The organism is Enterococcus gilvus ATCC BAA-350 (assembly GCF_000407545.1).
GTDB classification, from domain to species: Bacteria; Bacillota; Bacilli; order Lactobacillales; family Enterococcaceae; genus Enterococcus_A; species Enterococcus_A gilvus.
This window is the reverse complement of the sequence record NZ_ASWH01000001.1, coordinates 2361772-2379727: the sequence shown is the minus strand read 5'-3', so window position 1 is coordinate 2379727 and position 17956 is coordinate 2361772. Positions and strand designations below refer to the sequence as shown.

Sequence of the window (17956 nt, the reverse complement as noted above, 5' to 3'; positions counted from 1 at the left end):
GATAAAAAAGCTTAAAATTAAGTTAAGGCATTTTTCCGAAAAACCCATAAATTTTCAAATTTAAAAAATATAGTGTATTATTTTATATCGAAATGTTTGACTTTTTAATAAAAACTATAGATGATTGGTAATAAGGAATACACTAATAAAGAAGGTGACTGAATGGAACGACGGATTGACCGCATTTATCGCTTCGTTTTGGAAAATGCAAATGTAACAACGAAAGACGTAGCAGATTCATTGGATATTCAACGGACAAATGCTAGTAAGGATCTGAATCTTCTTGTTAAAGAGGGTCAATTGAGTAAAAGTGAAGGCAGACCTGTTCGCTATTTTGTTTCAGATCAATCAGGAGAAATGTCGTTTGATACAGAAACCACTCACATAAAGAAAAAAGTTGTCGAGCCGCCTGAGAAAAAGATCCTGCATCAAAACACAGGCAACGTCTTTACTCAGATCATAGGATCGACGGGCAGTATGAGAAATGCTGTCGAGCAAGCCAAAGCGGCTATATTATACCCCCCTCGCGGATTGAATTGTTTGATCACTGGACCTACAGGATCAGGTAAAACCTTCTTTGCCCACGCGATGTTTCAGTTTGCGCAAACGGAAGGTGTGGTGGAGACTGGACGAGAGCTGGTCGTCTTTAACTGTGCCGATTACGCAAACAACCCAGAGTTATTGATGAGCCACCTCTTCGGCTACGAGAAGGGTGCCTTCACGGGAGCGGACAATGAAAAGGATGGATTGATCCAACAGGCGGACGGCGGCATGCTGTTTTTAGATGAGATTCACCGACTGCCGCCAGAAGGACAGGAAATGATTTTCTACTTTATGGATCATGGCACCTATAGTCGACTGGGAGAGAGTGGGAAAAATCGGTTTGCGAATGTTCGGATCGTCGGTGCAACGACGGAAGACCCGCATTCTGCACTGTTGGATACCTTTGTTCGACGTATTCCAATCAATATCCAAATGCCAGCCTTCAGCAGCCGCCCCGCATCAGAACAGCTAGATTTGGTTCGTGTGATGGTGGCGATGGAAGCTAATCGAATCCAGCGAAAGATCACTTTGTCGGAAGATGTTGTAAAAGCTTTGCTGGGCAGCGTTTCCTATGGGAATGTCGGACAATTGAAGTCGAATGTACAATTGATCTGTGCACGAGGGTTTATGAATCATATGATGCAGGAAGAAATTCATATTACTTTGAATGACTTGACTGAGGGGATCAAAGCAGGACTTGTTCAGCTTTCTGCTGACCGGATCAAGACGACAGATATCTCACCGTATTTGGAGCCAGAAATGGTGGTTACGCCAAATGAGATCGATGAATTGATCAAAACAGATACTTACGAATTGCCCTATAATCTATACGACATCATCGGTGATAAAGCGGCGTTGTTGAAGACGGAAGGTCTGGATCAAGAGACGATCAATCACTTTATCTCTACCGATATCAATGTCCACTTGAAATCCTTTTACAAGAATCATGGCTTTACCTTCGATACAGAAACACGTTTGACAGAATTTGTGGATAAGCGTGTGATAGACATCAGCAATAAAATCGCCGTGCTGGTGAGTGAACGTTTAGACACTCATTTTCAGCAAAACTTTATTTATGCGATGAGTCTCCATATTTCTTCCTTTTTAAAGAAAATACACGTGGGAGAAACTCGTGAGACAAATGCCAATATTCGAGAAATGGCGAAGGACTATCCGACCGAGTTTGCGGTTGCACGAGAGATCCGACGCTTAGTCGAAAATGAATTTCAGGTGATCATTCCAGATAGCGAAGATTATTATTTGACCGTTTTACTGGTGTCGTTAAGAGAAGACCAATCTGCAGGGAAAATCGGCGTCGTCGTCGCGGCGCATGGAAACAGCACCGCTACATCCATGGCCCAAGTGGTTCGAGAGTTGCTGGATGTATCCAATATCATCGCAGTGGATATGCCGCTAGACATGCATCCGCGAGTTGCCTACGAAAAAATGCGGGAAGCAGTGTCGCAGATCGACGAAGGCAGCGGCGTACTCATCATGGTGGACATGGGATCATTGGCTACCTTTAATGAAGAAATCCGAAAAGATACCGGTATCGACGTGTGCACCCTGGATATGGTGACGACACCGTTGCTGATTGAAGCGGCTCGCAAATCAAGTGTTCTTGGATCAGGAGTCGATGAGCTATACGATTCCCTACAAGGCTTTCGCGGCTATGGCCATGTAGTACAGGAAAAAAATGATTCCCACGAAAAGCAAGCGATCCTCGCTATTTGTGCTTCGGGGGAAGGAACGGCCAAACGATTAAAAGAAATCATCGAGCGCCCGTTGAAACAGCGGAATTTGAAGCATATTGAAGTGCTGACATTGGCTGTGGCAGATATCAAAAGCAAGGTGCCGGGATTCAAGGAAGAATTTAAAATATTAGCAACGACCGGGATCATGGACCCGAAAATCGGTGCGCCCTATATTCCGATGGAAAAATTTATCAATCAAAAAGCCGATCAAATATTGGATGAGCTATTATTGGAAAATGATCTGTCTGAACAAGAAGAAGTCGTCCTTGATGCGAATAAAGCACGGGAATTGTGTGTGAAATTCATGGAAGAGAGCTTTACGTTCATCAATCCAAATAAATTGATCGATCCACTGTGGCGACTGGCTAATACAGTGATCAAAAGTAACGGTGATTCTTCTGACTATGCATTGATTGTCAATTTTGTAATGCACATGGCTGGAACGATCGAGCGAGGAATCCTACAACAACCGTTGAAAATCGACGAGGAATCAAAGCGGATTTATCAAACGGTAACGGACAATGTTGTGATGAATCGCGGCTTGAACGAACTAGAAAGCCAACTGCGTATCACGATCCCTACTTCAGAACGATACTATATCTATCAATTACTTAAAAATAATGAAGAAATCATTGTATAAATAATACACAAAAAAGGATACAGTCTACTGTATCCTTTTTTGTGTATCGTTTGAAACGCGATAAATAAAGAATTCTTTAGTAGTGTATCTTGGCACGGCACTTGCTTTATTATAAGTGAGTACTGTGTGTCACACTGTACTCAAATGTAGCACAAGTCTTTTAGCATCTGAGCCTTGTAGTAGCAGGAGGTGGTGGGATGGTAATGGATATTCGACTCACTCGTATCGATGATCGTTTGATTCACGGTCAGGTAGCGACTGTTTGGTCTAAAGCAACAGGAATCGAGCGTATCTTAGTTGTCAGCGACGAGGTTGCCAACGATGAGTTGCGTAAGTTTCTCCTAAAACAAGCCGCACCACCAGGAATCAGGTCCAATGTCGTCACTAAAAGAAAACTGGTTGAAGTGTATCGAGATCAATTGTTTGATGGAATGAAGATCATGCTGCTGTTTGCCTCTCCGCAAGATGTGGTGGAGGTCGTCGAACTAGGTGTTGATTTGAAAGCGGTCAATATCGGCGGCATGCGATTCAGCGAAGGAAAGAAAATGATCACCAATTTTATTTCCATAGATAATGATGATGTGAGATGTTTCCTTGAGTTGTCAGAAGCAGGAATCGAATTGGAAATTCGCCAAGTGCCGACAGACCGGAAGACAGATCTGATGCAATTGATCAAAAAAGAGAAGATGCTGCAGTAAAATAATTTTGGTTACAGGTTTTTTTAGAACTTATTTATATTTTGAGCTGTAACAATAATAGTAGGAGGTATGAAGATGGTAGGAATTATCATTGCCAGTCATGGTGAATTCGCGAATGGTATCTTGCAATCCGGAGCGATGATCTTTGGAGAACAAGAAAACGTCAAAGCTGTTACTTTGATGCCAAGTGAAGGACCTGATGATGTTAAGGCAAAAATGAAAGAAGCAATCGCCTCTTTCGAAAACCAAGACGAAGTATTGTTCTTAGTAGATCTTTGGGGTGGCACTCCATTCAACCAAGCAAACAGCTTGTTTGAAGAACACAAAGACAAGTGGGCAATCGTTGCTGGTATGAACTTACCAATGTTGATCGAAGCGTATGCTTCACGTTTCTCTATGGAAACTGCGCATGAAATTGCTGCACACATTTTAGGTACAGCTAAAGAAGGCGTTAGAATCCGTCCTGAAGAATTAGAACCAGCTGAAACAGCTCCAGTAGCTGCAGCAGAAGGTGGACAACCAACAGGTACAATTCCAGAAGGAACCGTACTTGGTGATGGACACATTAAATTTGTGTTGGCTCGTGTCGATTCTCGTTTATTACATGGACAAGTGGCAACAGCTTGGACAAAAACAACTGGCCCTAACCGGATCATCGTTGTTTCAGATGCAGTAGCAAAAGACGATCTACGTAAGAGATTGATCGAACAAGCTGCTCCTCCAGGTGTTAAGGCAAACGTTATCCCTATCGAAAAAATGATCGAGATTTCAAAAGACCCTCGTTTCGGAAATACCAAAGCGTTGTTACTATTTGAAAATCCTGAAGATGTATTGCGTGCGGTTGAAGGCGGCGTTGATATTAAAGAAATCAATGTTGGATCAATGGCTCACTCAGTTGGGAAAGTCGTAGTAAGTAAAGTATTGTCAATGGGGCAAGAAGATGTTGATACTTTCGAGAAATTGAAAGCAAAAGGAATCAAATTTGATGTACGTAAAGTGCCAAATGATTCTAAAGACAACATGGACGAAATTCTTAACAAAGCAAAAAATGAATTGAAAAACGCTTAAGCAACATAATTAACTTAAATAGGAGGGCTTATAATGTCTGGTATTTCAATGGTATTAGTAGTAATCGTTGCTTTTCTAGCCGGTATGGGAGGAATCTTAGATGAATTCCAATTCCATCAACCGTTAGTAGCATGTACATTAATCGGTCTAGTGACTGGTAACTTATCAGCAGGGATCGTTCTTGGCGGTTCATTGCAAATGATCGCCTTAGGTTGGGCAAACATCGGGGCTGCCGTAGCACCGGATGCTGCATTGGCATCTGTTGCATCTGCAATTATTTTAGTTTTAGGTGGTCAAGGAGTGAAAGGTGTTTCTTCAGCCATCGCAATCGCAGTTCCACTAGCTGTAGCTGGATTGTTCTTAACAATGATCGTTCGTACTTTAGCTGTGCCGATCGTTCACTTTATGGATGCGGCTGCTGAAAAAGGTGAAATGCGCAAAGTTGAAATGTGGCATCTTATCGCAGTATGTATGCAAGGTGTTCGTATCGCTATTCCTGCTGCTGCATTATTAGTTATCCCTGCTGACACTGTACGTGGATTCTTAGAATCTATGCCTGCATGGTTAACTGATGGTATGGCTATCGGTGGTGGTATGGTTGTTGCCGTTGGTTATGCAATGGTTATCAACATGATGGCTACACGTGAAGTATGGCCATTCTTTGCAATCGGTTTTGCCGTTGCAGCTATTTCTGAATTAACATTGATCGCACTTGGTGTTATCGCAGTTGCATTCGCTTTGATTTACTTGAACCTACAAGAAACTGGTGGCGGTTCATCTAATGGCGGCGGAGGCAATACAGGTGACCCATTAGGCGACATTTTGAATGATTATTAATCTTGAAGGAGGAGAAATAAAATGGCAGAAAAAATCGAATTAACGAGAAAAGATCGTTTAGCCGTTGCATGGCGTTCTACCTTCATTCAAGGTTCTTGGAACTATGAACGTATGCAAAATGGTGGCTGGTGTTACGCAATGTTGCCAGCAATCAAAAAATTATACAAAACTAAAGAAGATCGCATTCTAGCAATGCAACGTCACTTAGAATTCTTTAATACTCACCCATATATCGCATCACCAATCATCGGAGTGACACTTGCACTTGAAGAAGAACGTGCAAATGGCGCACCTGTTGATGACGTAGCAATCCAAGGGGTTAAGGTTGGTATGATGGGACCTCTAGCCGGTGTTGGTGACCCAGTGTTCTGGTTTACTGTACGTCCGATGTTAGGTGCCTTAGGTGCATCTCTAGCGCTTGCTGGAAATATCTTAGGACCAATCATTTTCTTCCTTGCTTGGAACATTATCCGTTGGGCATTTATGTGGTATACACAAGAATTCGGTTACCGTGCCGGTTCTAAAATCACAGATGACCTTTCAGGCGGATTATTACAAAAAGTTACTAAAGGTGCATCTATCCTTGGTATGTTCGTACTAGGTTCCTTAGTTCAACGATGGGTAAATGTGAAGTTTACACCAGTTGTTTCTACTGTTAAATTGGACAAAGGTGCTTACATTGAATGGGATAAATTGCCTGCTGGTGCTCAAGGAATCAAAGAAGCACTCTCTCAACAAGCATCAGGTTTAGCGTTAGACAGTAATAAAGTAACAACATTACAAGACAACTTAAATCAATTAATTCCTGGTCTTGCTGCATTACTATTAACATTGCTTTGCATGTGGTTATTGAAGAAAAAAGTTTCTCCAATCATCATCATTCTTGGTTTGTTCGTAGTCGGTGTTGGCTTACACGTATTAGGTATTATGTAAGAAAGTCAATCGTTAAAATGCTCGGGCTTGCCCGAGCATTTTTTTCTTAATAAGTGTACAATAAAGATAATAAAAGCAGATACATATATGGAAATGGAGTAGATCTAATGGTTCAGTCAATCAATACAAAGGTCGATTTGACGATCGATGCTACCTCATACTTAGGAATTGCAGATTACGGTAAAATCATGATTGGTGATAAAGGCTTTGAATTTTACAACAATCGTGATGCTCGAAAATTCGTTCAAATTCCTTGGGAAGAAGTAGATTATGTTATCGCTTCAGTGGTATTCAAAGGAAAATGGATTCCCCGTTATGCGATCCAAACGAAAAAAAGCGGGACCTATTCGTTTGCCTCTAAAGAACCTAAAAAAGTGTTGCGTGCGATTCGTGAGTACGTTGATCCAGACCACATGGTACGTTCATTAGGATTTTTAGATGTTGTCAAACGCGGACTTCGCGGCAAATTTAATAAGTAGAGAAAAGTCGTTTATCTATCGGATGAACGGCTTTTTAATGTTGTCACAAACTTCTGTGCCAAAGCTCTATCTACATTTCATTGAAAGCGGATACTGGAGGCGCTATGATAAATATGTAAACGAAATCATTTTAAATTATTTCTTAAGGAGGAAAAAGAAATGGAAGCTACTAGACAGAAAAGTGGTCTTAAGGCGAAAGTTCAGCGTCTCGGAAGTCACTTGTCAGGGATGGTAATGCCGAATATTGGAGGCTTTATCGCGTGGGGGGTTATTACAGCGCTGTTTATCCCAGATGGTTATTTTCCAAATGAACAGCTTGCTACATTAGTTGGACCAATGCTTTCTTATTTATTGCCATTATTAATCGCTTATACAGGCGGCAGCATGGTACATGGTCAACGTGGGGCAGTTGTAGGGGCAATCGCAGCTATGGGTGTTATTGTCGGATCAGACGTTCCAATGTTTATCGGAGCGATGATGATGGGACCTTTAGGTGGTTGGTGTATCAAGAAATTTGATGACGCTTTCCAAGAAAAAATCAAAGCCGGATTTGAAATGCTGGTCAACAACTTTTCTTCTGGATTGATCGGGTTTGCGTTAGCGATCGTCGGGTACTATGCAATTGGGCCAGTCGTTCAAGGGGCTACACATTTAATGGCTGCAGGTGTTGAATCAATCATCAACATGCACTTGCTGCCACTGGCAAATATCTTTATTGAACCTGCGAAGATCTTGTTCTTAAACAACGCGATCAATCATGGAATCTTGACACCGCTTGGAATTGAACAAGCAGCAGAATCTGGAAAATCAATCCTATTCTTATTAGAAGCAAACCCTGGACCAGGTCTGGGAATCTTATTAGCCTTTACATTCTTTGGCAAGGGTGCGGCGAAATCTTCTGCACCAGGCGCGATCATTATCCAATTCTTAGGTGGGATCCATGAAATTTACTTCCCATATGTAATGATGAAACCTCTTTTATTCCTAGCCGTTATGGCAGGTGGGGTTGCCGGAACATTTACGTTCCAATTGTTAGGTGCCGGGTTACGAGCAGCTGCATCACCAGGTTCGATCATCGCGATCATGGCGATGACACCGCCGAATGCAATCTTTGCCAACTTAGCAGGGATCGTCGTCGGGTGTGCCGTTTCATTCTTAGTCGCTATGATCATTATCAAGTCAGACAACAGTGAAGAAGACGATTTAGCAGCGACTCAGGCAGCTGTTGCGGGTGCGAAAGCACAAAGCAAAGGCCAAGGCGCAGTGAAATCTGAAAATCAAGAAATGTTTGGTACGGTCAACAAGATCATCTTTGCTTGTGATGCCGGAATGGGATCAAGTGCCATGGGTGCTTCTGTTCTACGCGACAAGGTGAAAAAAGCAGGCTTATCCTTGCCAGTATCGAACTCAGCAATCAACAACTTGACAGATGATCCGAATGCGTTGATCGTCACACAGGAAGAATTACATGAACGTGCGTCACAAAAAGCACCGAGTGCAACGTTCGTTCAAGTAGAAAACTTCATGAATTCACCACGCTACGATGAAATCGTTGAACGCTTATCGAATGAACCAACGGGTGACAGCGAAAAAAAGCCGCTGACAGATGATGTGGTACAAGGCGTAGCCGACTATTCAAAAGTCGATCACATTGTCTTTGGATACGATCAAGTAAAAGGATCTGCCAATATGGGCGCAACGATCTTGAAAAAATTATTGAAGGACAACAACTTGGTTTATCCTGTTGCAGTCGAACCGATCCATGCATTGAAGGACGAAACAAATGCGTTGATCATCACGAACGACGATGAAACCCTCAAAGCAGAGCAGCAAGCACCAAGCGCAACACATGTGCCTTTGACGGATCTGGTCGCTTCAGAAAAATATGACAAAGTCATTCAAAATTTAAGGAAATAAGTAGTCTTTTATACAGAATCGTATTACTCTTAAAGCAGTGAGGATTCTCACTGCTTTTACCCTTTTGAAAGTATTGGAGGAGATATTGTGTATTTTTCGATTCGCGAAAAAAAGATACTTTCCCTTTTATTAGATTATCCGAATGGCATTACACCAGAAGAATTGCAAGACATTTTACAAGTCAGCAAACGGACGGTTTATCGAGAAATATCAAGCATTGAAAAAACGATCAAATCACAGGATATCCAGATCATCAAACCACGAGGGGAAGGGTATCGAATCGTGGGAGAGTCAGTGAATTTGGAGCGGCTGCAGCAGCAGTTGACGGAAAAGCAGGAGGAGTTGTTTACGGACAACGTGCAGCGTCAAAGCGCGATTGTTTGTTCCTTATTATTGATGGATGAGGAAGAAACGATCGAAGGGTTGGCGATCGACTTTAAAGTAAGTCCTGCGACGATTACTTCTGATTTGTCCGCTATTGAAAAAAGTTTGATTGATTACCGCTTGGAGTTGAAACGATTAAAGGGTCGCGGGATTCGCATCGAAGGTCGAGAGAAACAGCGACGACAGTTATTGAGCAATTTGATCTACAACGGCGTGAGTGAATTTGATTTCTTTCAATACATCGATTCATTAGAAGATGAGACGGTGACTACCGACAGCTTCTTTTTAAATTTATTGAGTCGGTCAAACTTACTGCTGTCACGAACAATTCTCGAACAGGTGTCACAGCAGGCGTTTGAGCAAGTCACAGATAATCAGCTGCAGCGTGTGCTTATCTTACTGGCATTATCTATTGATCGCATGATGGAAGAACGATTCGTGGAAGTTGAACAAGAGAACAAGGCAAAACCTGAAAGCATGCAGATTGCTAGTCAAATCATGATCAAAGTGGCGACAACGATCAAACAGTCCATACCGCCGCAGGAAGTTCGTTTCTTTGCCTTTCAGCTCGAAGGTGTGAATTATAAGAGACCGCAAAATATCTTTATTGATAGTTTTGATGTAGAGCTTTCGTATAAGATCAAAGAATTGATCCGACTGGTTTCCGAAACGACGGAGATTGATTTTCGCAAAGATGAACAGCTGTTTACAGATCTATCTGCACACATGTCTGCGGCATTGAAGCGAAATCTGACGGTCATTCAAGGGGCAAACAATCCGCTGCTGCAAAAAATTCGTGATAAGTATCAGGCGTTGACGACAGCGATCATCAAAGAATTAGCGGTTGTTTTTCCGGATCATCAATTTACTGCGGATGAATTAGGCTATGTCGTGATCCATTTTGCGACATCGTTGGAACGGCATCCGAGTGGACGCGCATTGTCTGCCTTGGTCCTGTGTTCCAGCGGGATCGGTACAGCTCGTATTTTAGAAAGCCGTATCCATAAGTATCTGAATGAGATCCAAAAAGTACAGGTCGCCAAGATTTCAGAAATGAATCAGTTGGATTATAAAAGTTATGATTTGATTTTAGCGACCGTCTTTTTACCAGGGTTTCATTTGCCTTACAAAGTCATCTCACCGCTATTATTGGATGACGAAATCAAAGAAATCAAAGAGTACATCCAAACCTTACATCCAGAAAAAGCCAACGAACGAGCAGATGAGCCTGAACAAGAGCCGAGTGAAGCCTTTGATGAAATTTATGAGACGATGCGGATAGCCAATAGCTTATTGCAGAACTTTGACGTGAAGCAGGTGTCTGCACGAGAAACGATCGAGTTGACGTTAGATGAGATCATCGAACAGTTGCAGGGCACGATCGTTTCGGATGCGAAATTGGTGACGGATAAAGTGATCAAGCGTTATTTAGTGGCGCCGATCGGGGTGCCAAAGACCAATTTTGCGTTGTTCCACTGTGCGGATGCACATGTCAAAGAGCCATTATTTACGATCTACGACTTGGACCAGAAATTTTTGATTCAAGGAATGGATAAAAAAAGCATTGAACTTACCAGGGTGTTGTTATTACTCGCACCTGATCCAATGCCGGAGAGCCAACAAAGCCTATTAGGAAAAATCAGCAGCTCAGTGATCGAGAGTGATCTGAATACTGAAATCTACAAATTTGGCAATAAAGAAATCATCTATCAATTGTTAAGCTCTTTATTTGTCAAAGAGATTCGGGAAAACTAGCGAAAGCAAAAAAAATCGGGGGGAACTAAAAATGGAATTAAAGCCAGAAATGATTTTATTAGACCAGAAATATGCCAACAAGGAAGAAGCGATTCGTGCGAGCGGGCAGCTTTTAGTAGATGCTGGCTGTGTGGAAGCAGGCTATATCGATGCGATGATTGAACGGAACGAATTGGTTTCTGTTTATATGGGAAACTTTATCGCGATCCCTCATGGAACCGATGAAGCGAAACGCTATGTGAAGAAAAGTGGTATTTCAGTGATTCAAGTCCCAACGGGCGTTCACTTTGGTAAAGACGACACAGAGGATGTGGCGATGGTATTATTTGGTATCGCTGGAATCGAAAATGAGCATTTGGATATCTTGCAGAAGATCGCGATTTTCTGTTCAGATGTTGAAAATGTGGTCAAATTAGCAGATGCAAAAACAAAAGAAGAAGTCATGGGCTATCTTCAGGAGGTAGAATAGGATGCAAGCAACACACTTTGGCGCAGGAAATATTGGACGCGGATTTATTGGAGAAATTTTAGCAAAGAATGGTTTTTCAATCGATTTTGTTGATATCAATGAAACGATCATCAATGCTTTGAACGAGCGGAACGAATACACCATTCAGCTAGCTGATGAAAGTCAAAAAGAGATTCATGTCGCAAACGTGGATGGGTTGAACAATCAAACCAATCCTGATGCGGTGATCGACTCCGTCAGTAAGGCAGACATCGTGACGACCGCGATTGGGCCGAATATTTTACCATTTATCGCAGAATTGATCGCTAAAGGGATTCAAAAACGTCGCAATGAAGGCAACACGGCTCCTTTAGATGTGGTGGCCTGCGAAAATATGATCGGCGGCAGCCAATTTCTATTTGAAAAAGTACAAACGTTCTTGTCTGACGAAGACAAAGAATATGTGGAACAATACATCGGATTCCCTAATGCAGCAGTCGATCGTATTGTACCGATCCAGCATCACGAAGATCCTTTATTCGTGTCTGTAGAACCGTTTAGTGAATGGGTGATCGATGAAACGCAAAGCAAAAATAAAGACTTGCGTCTCGTTGACGTGGAATATGTAGAAGATTTGGAACCATATATCGAACGGAAACTCTTTTCCGTTAACACAGGCCATGCGACCGTCGCCTATACAGGGGCTTATGAAGGATACAAAACGATTGATGAAGCCATCGCGGATGAACGTGTCTTAGAAAAACTGCGTGCAGTGCTAGGTGAAACCGGCAGCTTATTGATTCATAAGTGGGGATTTGATGAAGAAAAACATCAAGCTTATATTAATAAGATCGTTAGCCGCTTTGAAAATACTTATATTTCTGACAGCATCAGCCGCGTCGCCCGTACACCGATCCGCAAGCTTGGATACGATGAACGGTTTATTCGCCCAATTCGTGAGCTGAAAGATCGTGGATTAACGTACACGAATTTGATCGACGTCGTGGCGATGGTCCTAAAATACGACGATCCAACTGACGAACAAAGTGTTGAATTGCACGAATTGTTGAAAGAAAAGTCACTTGCAGAAGTTATCCAGCAAGTAACGGCTCTAAAAGACGACGCACTGATCGAAGAAATTACAGCGACATACGAACAGTAACGATTCTTCTCCAGAATAGGCGCAAGCCTGTTCTGGATTTTTTTTGGAATTCTGGATAGGGATGAAATGCTGAATGATAAAAATTTAATTATTTGGTCTAGACTTTTTTGTTGTAAAATACAATCGATGGTGTTAGAATTGGTGTATACCAAAACAACAAAGGAGCGTTTACCCATGAAAGTAATTCGCGTGAAAGATGCCAACGAAGGCGGAAAAAAAGCATTTGAACTCATCAAAGATGGAATGGAAAACGGCGTAAAAGTATTAGGACTAGCAACTGGTAGTACCCCTGAAACTTTATATAAAGAAATGACTTCTAGTGATTTAGATTTTTCAGAAATGACTTCTGTCAACTTAGATGAATATGTTGGTTTATCTGGTGACGATGTACAAAGCTACCGTTACTTCATGAACGATCAATTATTCAACAAAAAACCGTTTAAAGAAACATTCGTACCAAACGGAAAAGCGGAAGATCTACAAGCTGAATGCACACGTTATGATGGCGTGATCGCGGATCATCCAATCGATTTACAAGTATTGGGCATCGGCCGCAATGCGCACATCGGTTTCAACGAACCAGGAACATCTTTTGACGTCACTACTCATGTCGTTGAATTGACAGAATCTACGATCGAAGCAAACAAACGCAACTTCGATAAAGTGGAAGATGTGCCAACACATGCATTATCAATGGGTATCGGCTCAATTATGAAGAGTAAAAAAATCTTATTGATGGCCTTCGGTACAGATAAAGCAGAAGCAATCAAAAACATGATCGAAGGATCAGTTACGACAGACGTCCCAGCAAGTGTTTTACAAAACCATGCAGACGTAACAGTCATCATTGACGAAGACGCAGCAAGCCAACTATAATCCATTGCTTTTTAACACCAAGGTTGAATGATCTTGGTGTTTTTTTGTTTGCTTGCTTCTTATTCTTCCTTTGGCTATAGTAAAAACTAGAAAAGATACGGGAGGATTCTATGCGTTTAGATAAATTTTTAGCAGAAGCAGGCTTAGGCAGTCGCAAAGAAGTGAAGCAACTGATCAAAAAGGGCCAGGTCACCGTCAATCAGCAGCTTGAAAAATCAGATAAAACACAAATTGATTCCGAAAAAGATACGATTGCTTTTCAAGGAGAAGTGCTGCATTATCAGGAGTTCTATTACTACCTGCTGCATAAACCAGCAGGGGTTGTGAGTGCGACGGAGGATGCGCGGGATCGAACGGTCATGGCGTTGTTTTCCATGACGGATTTTCGCAGCGATCTTTTTCCGGTAGGTCGCTTGGACAAAGACACCGAGGGGCTTTTGCTGATTACCAATGATGGTAAGCTTGCCCATGATTTGTTATCGCCGAAAAAGCACGTAGAGAAGGAATATTTTGCCGAAGTTCGCGGCGTGATGATGCCAGAAGACCAAAAACGTTTTGTGGAGGGAATGCCATTAGATGGAGAAATGACCTTACCAGCGGAATTGGTTATTGATGAAACCACAGAGGAAACGTCGAAAGTCCGAATCGTTTTGCATGAAGGAAAGTTCCATCAGGTCAAACGCATGGTCAAAGCGTGCGGCAAAGAAGTAACCTATCTGAAAAGAATTCGGATGGGTAAGCTGACCTTGCCTGAGAACCTTGCTAAAGGCAGCTATCGCCCGCTGTCTGAGGAAGAATTAGCGATACTAAAAGGTTAAACGCAACCTTTTTTTCTGACCGTGCTATACTTGAAAAGAAGAGAGTGTTTCAATAGAGGAGGTGGTGCACAAATGGATTTGCACTTATCAGTTTATGAAATCATGCTTCGGCTCTTTTTAGCGATGATCATGGGGGGCGCCATCGGGATCGAACGTGAGTATAAAAATCGTCCAGCAGGTATTCGTACCCATATTTTGGTCTGTATGGGGGCGACCATCATCGCATTGATCCAAGTAGAGATCGCAGACCAAGCCCTGCGCTACGCCGCAGCCAAACCGCAATTCGTCGGGGTCGTTCGGGCAGATGAAGCGCGGTTGATCGCACAAGTCGTCAGCGGGATCGGTTTTCTTGGTGCGGGGACGATCATGGTCAGCAACCGTTCTGTCAAAGGACTAACGACGGCGGCCTCGATCTGGGCAGGTGCCGGATTAGGGATCGCTATTGGCATGGGGTATTATACCATCGCCATTTGCAGCTTTGTCGGGATCATACTTGCGTTGACAGTGGTCAAACGAATCATCAAAATCAACTCAATCAAAAAGCTGGAGATCCGCTACATTCATCGAGAAGCCACAAAAGAGTTTATCATGAATTATTTTGACAGCAAAAAGATCGAAGTAGAGGACGTCGATTTTGATGTCGATTTTATGGATGATTACCGGATCTACACGAATGTCTATACGATCGACTTGCCGCGGGGCATGAATTACACCGATGTGATCGAGGATTTGTCGATGTATAAGAACATCACCAAACTTCGAATGATCAATGTTTAAAAAAGAAGGTAAAATCATCAAAAAATGATTTTACCTTTTTTTGGTGTTCCGAGAAGGATCGAATCCCTCTGGCGAAAGAGGAGGAATGGTTCGTTGATGCCTGTTAACAAAAAAAGCTTGATAGGAAATGTCCTTGAAGTGCTCCCTGTCAAGTAGACAGCCAAAAAACAAAAATTATACTATTCAGGAATCGAGTGACTCGATTCCTGTTTTTATGCGGCTTGCCTTCTGAATTCGTTTGGTGAAAGCTCATTTAACGCTTCAGAGTAGCGATAATTATTGTAGTACCGCATATAACTACTGACAGATTTCTTTAGTTCATCAAAGCTTTGATAGCTTTCTTGATAGAATTTTTCTTCTTTAAATGTTCCCCAAAAATGTTCGATCGGTTGATTGTCCAGGCAGCGACCGACTCGAGACATACTTTTGGTGAATTTATAGTTTACTTGGAGTGCTTTGTAATCATAAGAGGTGTATTGAAACCCGCGATCACTATGAAGCAGCGGTCTGACGCCAGGATTCTTACGCATGGCTTTTTTTACAGTATCCATGACAAGTGGATTATTATTGGAATGACCGAGCTTCCAAGAAACGATCGAGTGATCATAAAGATCGATGATCGCACTCAAATAAGCCTTTCGGCCATTGCCGTATCTCAATTCAGTAATATCCGTACACCATTTTTGATTGGGCTTTTCAGCGATAAATTTGCGGTTTAACCTGTTTTCTGCAACGTTAGCTTCCGTTGCTTTTACATAGGTCGGACGCTTTTTCTTGATCACTGCTTTAATCCCAAGTACTTTCATTAGGCGGTAATAACGTTTCTTAGAATAGTTTTTCTTGAATGTTCGATTCAGTTGAATACGAATTTGCCGATACCCGATAGCGCCTTTTTTACTGTCATATTTCTTCTGGATCTCTTTTGCCAGTTTTCTGTTTTCAAGTTCTTTTTTTGAGGGTTTCCACTTCAACCATTTATAGTAAGAAGAGCGTGCGATCCCAGCCAATTGACAGAGATTCGTGATTGAATAGTGCTTCTCTTCATGCAGTTCTGAAATCGTTTGATAGAGTTCCACGTTTCTTACGAACGTGAGGACCGGTTTCGCCGTTGAATCTCTTGTAACTTTTTTGCGAAGTCGTTCTCCATTTCTAAATGCTTGTTTCGTGCTTCCAGTTCTTTTACTCTTAATTTCAACCGCTCTTCTTCGGTTAAGAACTCGCTTGATTTGTTTCGTCCACGATTGTCTTTTAGTGCTTCTTCTCCGTGTTGCTGGTATTTCTTTACCCAAGAGTACACTTGTTGGTAAGAGACATCATATTTTTCGATCGCCTGTGCGTAGTTCAGTTCATTAGCGATTGTATATTGAGCGATCTCGATAAGCTCTTGATAGGTGGTTTTACGTCCTTTTTTCATGGTTTTGGGTACACTGCCTTTACTTGTTGATTTTAGTGTTTCCCCATTAGTATAGCGTGAAACCCATCTTCTTAACACAGAGGTCGAAGAAATTTGAAAAAACGTCGTTGCTCGATAGAGAGACATTTCTTCATTTATGACAGCCAAAACAGCCTCCTGCTTTTGTCCACTATCGTACTGATTCCACGTTGTTGCTTCTTTTAGTCCCTCGATTCCGTCATCATTATATTTACGAATCCAATTGTTTATCGTCGTCCAAGAAAGGGAATGCTTCTTAGCGACACTGTTCACACTACGACGTTTATCCATCACTTCTGAAATAATTTGAAATTTTTCTTCTGGAGAATAAATACTTCTCTTTGACATACAAAAACTCCCTATAAAGTAGACTTGGATTTTTGTTTTTTCCTTGTCTACTTTATAGGGAGCGTATCACCTATCAAGCTTTAGCTCTATCTAATCTAAACCAATCAAATAATCGTCGTCATTCATGGCTTCCACTTGACCAAGCAAGTAGCCATTACCGACTTGTGAGAAGAAATCGTGGTTGCTTGTGCCTGTAGAGATACCGTTCATTACGATCGGATTCACATCGTCTGCGGTATCTGGGAAGAGCGGGTCCATGCCGAGATTCATCAAGGCTTTGTTGGCATTGTAGCGCAAGAAGGTCTTCACTTCTTCCGTCCAGCCGATTTCATCGTACAATTCTTCCGTGTACCGTTCTTCGTTTTCGTACAATTCATACAATAAATCATACATCCATTCCTTCAACCGTTCTTGTTCTGCTTCTGGCTGTTCGTTGAAACCACGCTGGAACTTATAACCAATGTACGTACCGTGAACGGATTCGTCACGGATGATCAGCTTGATGATTTCAGCCACGTTGGCTAGTTTATTGTTTCCTAAATAATAAAGTGGTGTATAGAAGCCAGAATAAAATAAGAAGGTTTCTAAAAAGACGCTGGCGATTTTCTTTTCCAGCGGTGTGCCGTTTTTATAGATCTCATTGATTCGTTCGGCTTTCTTTTGCAAATATTGGTTCGTATTGGTCCATTCAAAGATTTCGTTGATTTCCGTTTTCGTGTTTAACGTACTGAAAATCGAAGAATAGCTTTTTGCATGGACGGATTCCATGAATTGGATATTGTTCAATACCGCTTCCTCATGAGGTGTCCGCACATCTTCTCTCAATTGATCCATGCCGCTCTCTGATTGGACGGTGTCTAGCAGGGTCAAGCCGCCAAAAACATAACCCACCGTTTGTTTTTCTAGTTCAGATAATTTGCGCCAGTCGTCTAAGTCATTCGACAACGGAATCCGTGTATCCAACCAAAATTGTTCCGTTAATTTTTCCCACGTCGATTTATCGATGACGTCTTCGATCTCATTCCAGTTAATGGCTTCATAATACGTTTCTGCCATGAATATTCCTCCTTCGTTCATCACATAAGTG

The 17956-nt window shown here is 42.0% G+C and carries 16 protein-coding genes; 13 read left to right on the top strand and 3 right to left on the bottom strand.

Annotated elements, in window-relative coordinates:
• Positions 1 to 162: 162 nt before the first annotated feature.
• From I592_RS11770 to I592_RS11710, 13 genes are all read left to right on the top strand, one after another.
• Positions 163 to 2937 carry a sigma-54-dependent transcriptional regulator gene (locus tag I592_RS11770; protein ID WP_010779983.1) on the top strand — a complete coding sequence of 925 codons (2775 nt, stop codon included), beginning with the start codon at positions 163 to 165 and terminating at the stop codon, positions 2935 to 2937.
• 197 nt (positions 2938 to 3134) lie between these two features.
• On the top strand, positions 3135 to 3635 hold the full coding sequence (locus tag I592_RS11765) for a PTS sugar transporter subunit IIB (RefSeq protein WP_010779984.1): 501 nt from the start codon (positions 3135 to 3137) through the stop codon (positions 3633 to 3635).
• 75 nt (positions 3636 to 3710) lie between these two features.
• Positions 3711 to 4703 carry a mannose/fructose/sorbose PTS transporter subunit IIA gene (locus I592_RS11760; RefSeq protein WP_010779985.1) on the top strand — a complete coding sequence of 331 codons (993 nt, stop codon included), beginning with the start codon at positions 3711 to 3713 and terminating at the stop codon, positions 4701 to 4703.
• Between the two features lie 33 nt (positions 4704 to 4736).
• Positions 4737 to 5540, top strand: a complete 804-nt coding sequence (locus tag I592_RS11755) for a PTS mannose/fructose/sorbose transporter subunit IIC (protein WP_010779986.1) — start codon at positions 4737 to 4739, stop codon at positions 5538 to 5540.
• Positions 5541 to 5561: 21 nt separating this feature from the next.
• The gene (locus tag I592_RS11750; RefSeq protein ID WP_010779987.1) at positions 5562 to 6473 is read left to right on the top strand and encodes a PTS system mannose/fructose/sorbose family transporter subunit IID; all 912 of its coding nucleotides are present in this window, start codon (positions 5562 to 5564) and stop codon (positions 6471 to 6473) included.
• Positions 6474 to 6580: 107 nt separating this feature from the next.
• The gene (locus I592_RS11745) at positions 6581 to 6952 is read left to right on the top strand and encodes a DUF956 family protein (protein ID WP_010779988.1); all 372 of its coding nucleotides are present in this window, start codon (positions 6581 to 6583) and stop codon (positions 6950 to 6952) included.
• Positions 6953 to 7111: 159 nt separating this feature from the next.
• Positions 7112 to 8869 (top strand): PTS mannitol transporter subunit IIBC, encoded by a 1758-nt coding sequence (locus I592_RS11740; RefSeq protein WP_010779989.1) that lies wholly within the window; start codon positions 7112 to 7114, stop codon positions 8867 to 8869.
• Between the two features lie 87 nt (positions 8870 to 8956).
• Positions 8957 to 11008: a BglG family transcription antiterminator gene (locus tag I592_RS11735; RefSeq protein ID WP_010779990.1), complete on the top strand. Its 2052-nt coding sequence runs from the start codon at positions 8957 to 8959 to the stop codon at positions 11006 to 11008.
• A 31-nt stretch (positions 11009 to 11039) separates the two neighbouring features.
• The gene (locus I592_RS11730) at positions 11040 to 11477 is read left to right on the top strand and encodes a PTS mannitol transporter subunit IIA (protein ID WP_010779991.1); all 438 of its coding nucleotides are present in this window, start codon (positions 11040 to 11042) and stop codon (positions 11475 to 11477) included.
• 1 nt (position 11478) lies between these two features.
• The gene (locus I592_RS11725; RefSeq protein ID WP_010779992.1) at positions 11479 to 12618 is read left to right on the top strand and encodes a mannitol-1-phosphate 5-dehydrogenase; all 1140 of its coding nucleotides are present in this window, start codon (positions 11479 to 11481) and stop codon (positions 12616 to 12618) included.
• A gap of 174 nt (positions 12619 to 12792) precedes the next feature.
• A complete protein-coding gene (gene nagB / locus I592_RS11720) occupies positions 12793 to 13494 on the top strand; it encodes a glucosamine-6-phosphate deaminase (RefSeq protein ID WP_010779993.1) in 702 nt (233 codons plus the stop codon).
• Between the two features lie 110 nt (positions 13495 to 13604).
• Positions 13605 to 14312, top strand: a complete 708-nt coding sequence (locus I592_RS11715; protein WP_010779994.1) for a pseudouridine synthase — start codon at positions 13605 to 13607, stop codon at positions 14310 to 14312.
• Positions 14313 to 14384: 72 nt separating this feature from the next.
• Entirely contained in the window at positions 14385 to 15089 is a 705-nt protein-coding gene (locus I592_RS11710; RefSeq protein WP_010779995.1) for an MgtC/SapB family protein, read from the top strand.
• Between the two features lie 212 nt (positions 15090 to 15301).
• Here the strand turns inward: I592_RS11710 and I592_RS11705 are convergent, their stop codons facing one another.
• The 3 genes from I592_RS11705 to nrdF all read right to left on the bottom strand — a co-directional run bounded on the left by I592_RS11705 (position 15302) and on the right by nrdF (position 17925).
• Positions 15302 to 16279 carry an IS3 family transposase gene (locus tag I592_RS11705; protein WP_244265182.1) on the bottom strand — a complete coding sequence of 326 codons (978 nt, stop codon included), beginning with the start codon at positions 16277 to 16279 and terminating at the stop codon, positions 15302 to 15304.
• A complete protein-coding gene (locus tag I592_RS11700; RefSeq protein ID WP_010779997.1) occupies positions 16171 to 16869 on the bottom strand; it encodes a helix-turn-helix domain-containing protein in 699 nt (232 codons plus the stop codon). The genes I592_RS11705 and I592_RS11700 overlap by 109 nt, the downstream gene beginning before the upstream one ends.
• Positions 16870 to 16959: 90 nt before the next feature.
• Complete coding sequence (gene nrdF, locus I592_RS11695) at positions 16960 to 17925, bottom strand: class 1b ribonucleoside-diphosphate reductase subunit beta (RefSeq protein ID WP_010779998.1); 966 nt, start codon at positions 17923 to 17925, stop codon at positions 16960 to 16962.
• Positions 17926 to 17956: the final 31 nt, after the last annotated feature.

Bases quoted from the DNA above. Each gene is read 5' to 3' on its own strand.
- I592_RS11770 (WP_010779983.1), top strand. From the start codon at position 163: ATGGAACGACGGATTGACCGCATTTATCGCTTCGTTTTGGAAAATGCA.
- I592_RS11765 (WP_010779984.1), top strand. From the start codon at position 3,135: ATGGTAATGGATATTCGACTCACTCGTATCGATGATCGTTTGATTCAC.
- I592_RS11760 (WP_010779985.1), top strand. From the start codon at position 3,711: ATGGTAGGAATTATCATTGCCAGTCATGGTGAATTCGCGAATGGTATC.
- I592_RS11755 (WP_010779986.1), top strand. From the start codon at position 4,737: ATGTCTGGTATTTCAATGGTATTAGTAGTAATCGTTGCTTTTCTAGCC.
- I592_RS11750 (WP_010779987.1), top strand. From the start codon at position 5,562: ATGGCAGAAAAAATCGAATTAACGAGAAAAGATCGTTTAGCCGTTGCA.
- I592_RS11745 (WP_010779988.1), top strand. From the start codon at position 6,581: ATGGTTCAGTCAATCAATACAAAGGTCGATTTGACGATCGATGCTACC.
- I592_RS11740 (WP_010779989.1), top strand. From the start codon at position 7,112: ATGGAAGCTACTAGACAGAAAAGTGGTCTTAAGGCGAAAGTTCAGCGT.
- I592_RS11730 (WP_010779991.1), top strand. From the start codon at position 11,040: ATGGAATTAAAGCCAGAAATGATTTTATTAGACCAGAAATATGCCAAC.
- I592_RS11725 (WP_010779992.1), top strand. From the start codon at position 11,479: ATGCAAGCAACACACTTTGGCGCAGGAAATATTGGACGCGGATTTATT.
- nagB (WP_010779993.1), top strand. From the start codon at position 12,793: ATGAAAGTAATTCGCGTGAAAGATGCCAACGAAGGCGGAAAAAAAGCA.
- I592_RS11715 (WP_010779994.1), top strand. From the start codon at position 13,605: ATGCGTTTAGATAAATTTTTAGCAGAAGCAGGCTTAGGCAGTCGCAAA.
- I592_RS11710 (WP_010779995.1), top strand. From the start codon at position 14,385: ATGGATTTGCACTTATCAGTTTATGAAATCATGCTTCGGCTCTTTTTA.
- I592_RS11700 (WP_010779997.1), bottom strand. From the start codon at position 16,869: ATGTCAAAGAGAAGTATTTATTCTCCAGAAGAAAAATTTCAAATTATT.
- nrdF (WP_010779998.1), bottom strand. From the start codon at position 17,925: ATGGCAGAAACGTATTATGAAGCCATTAACTGGAATGAGATCGAAGAC.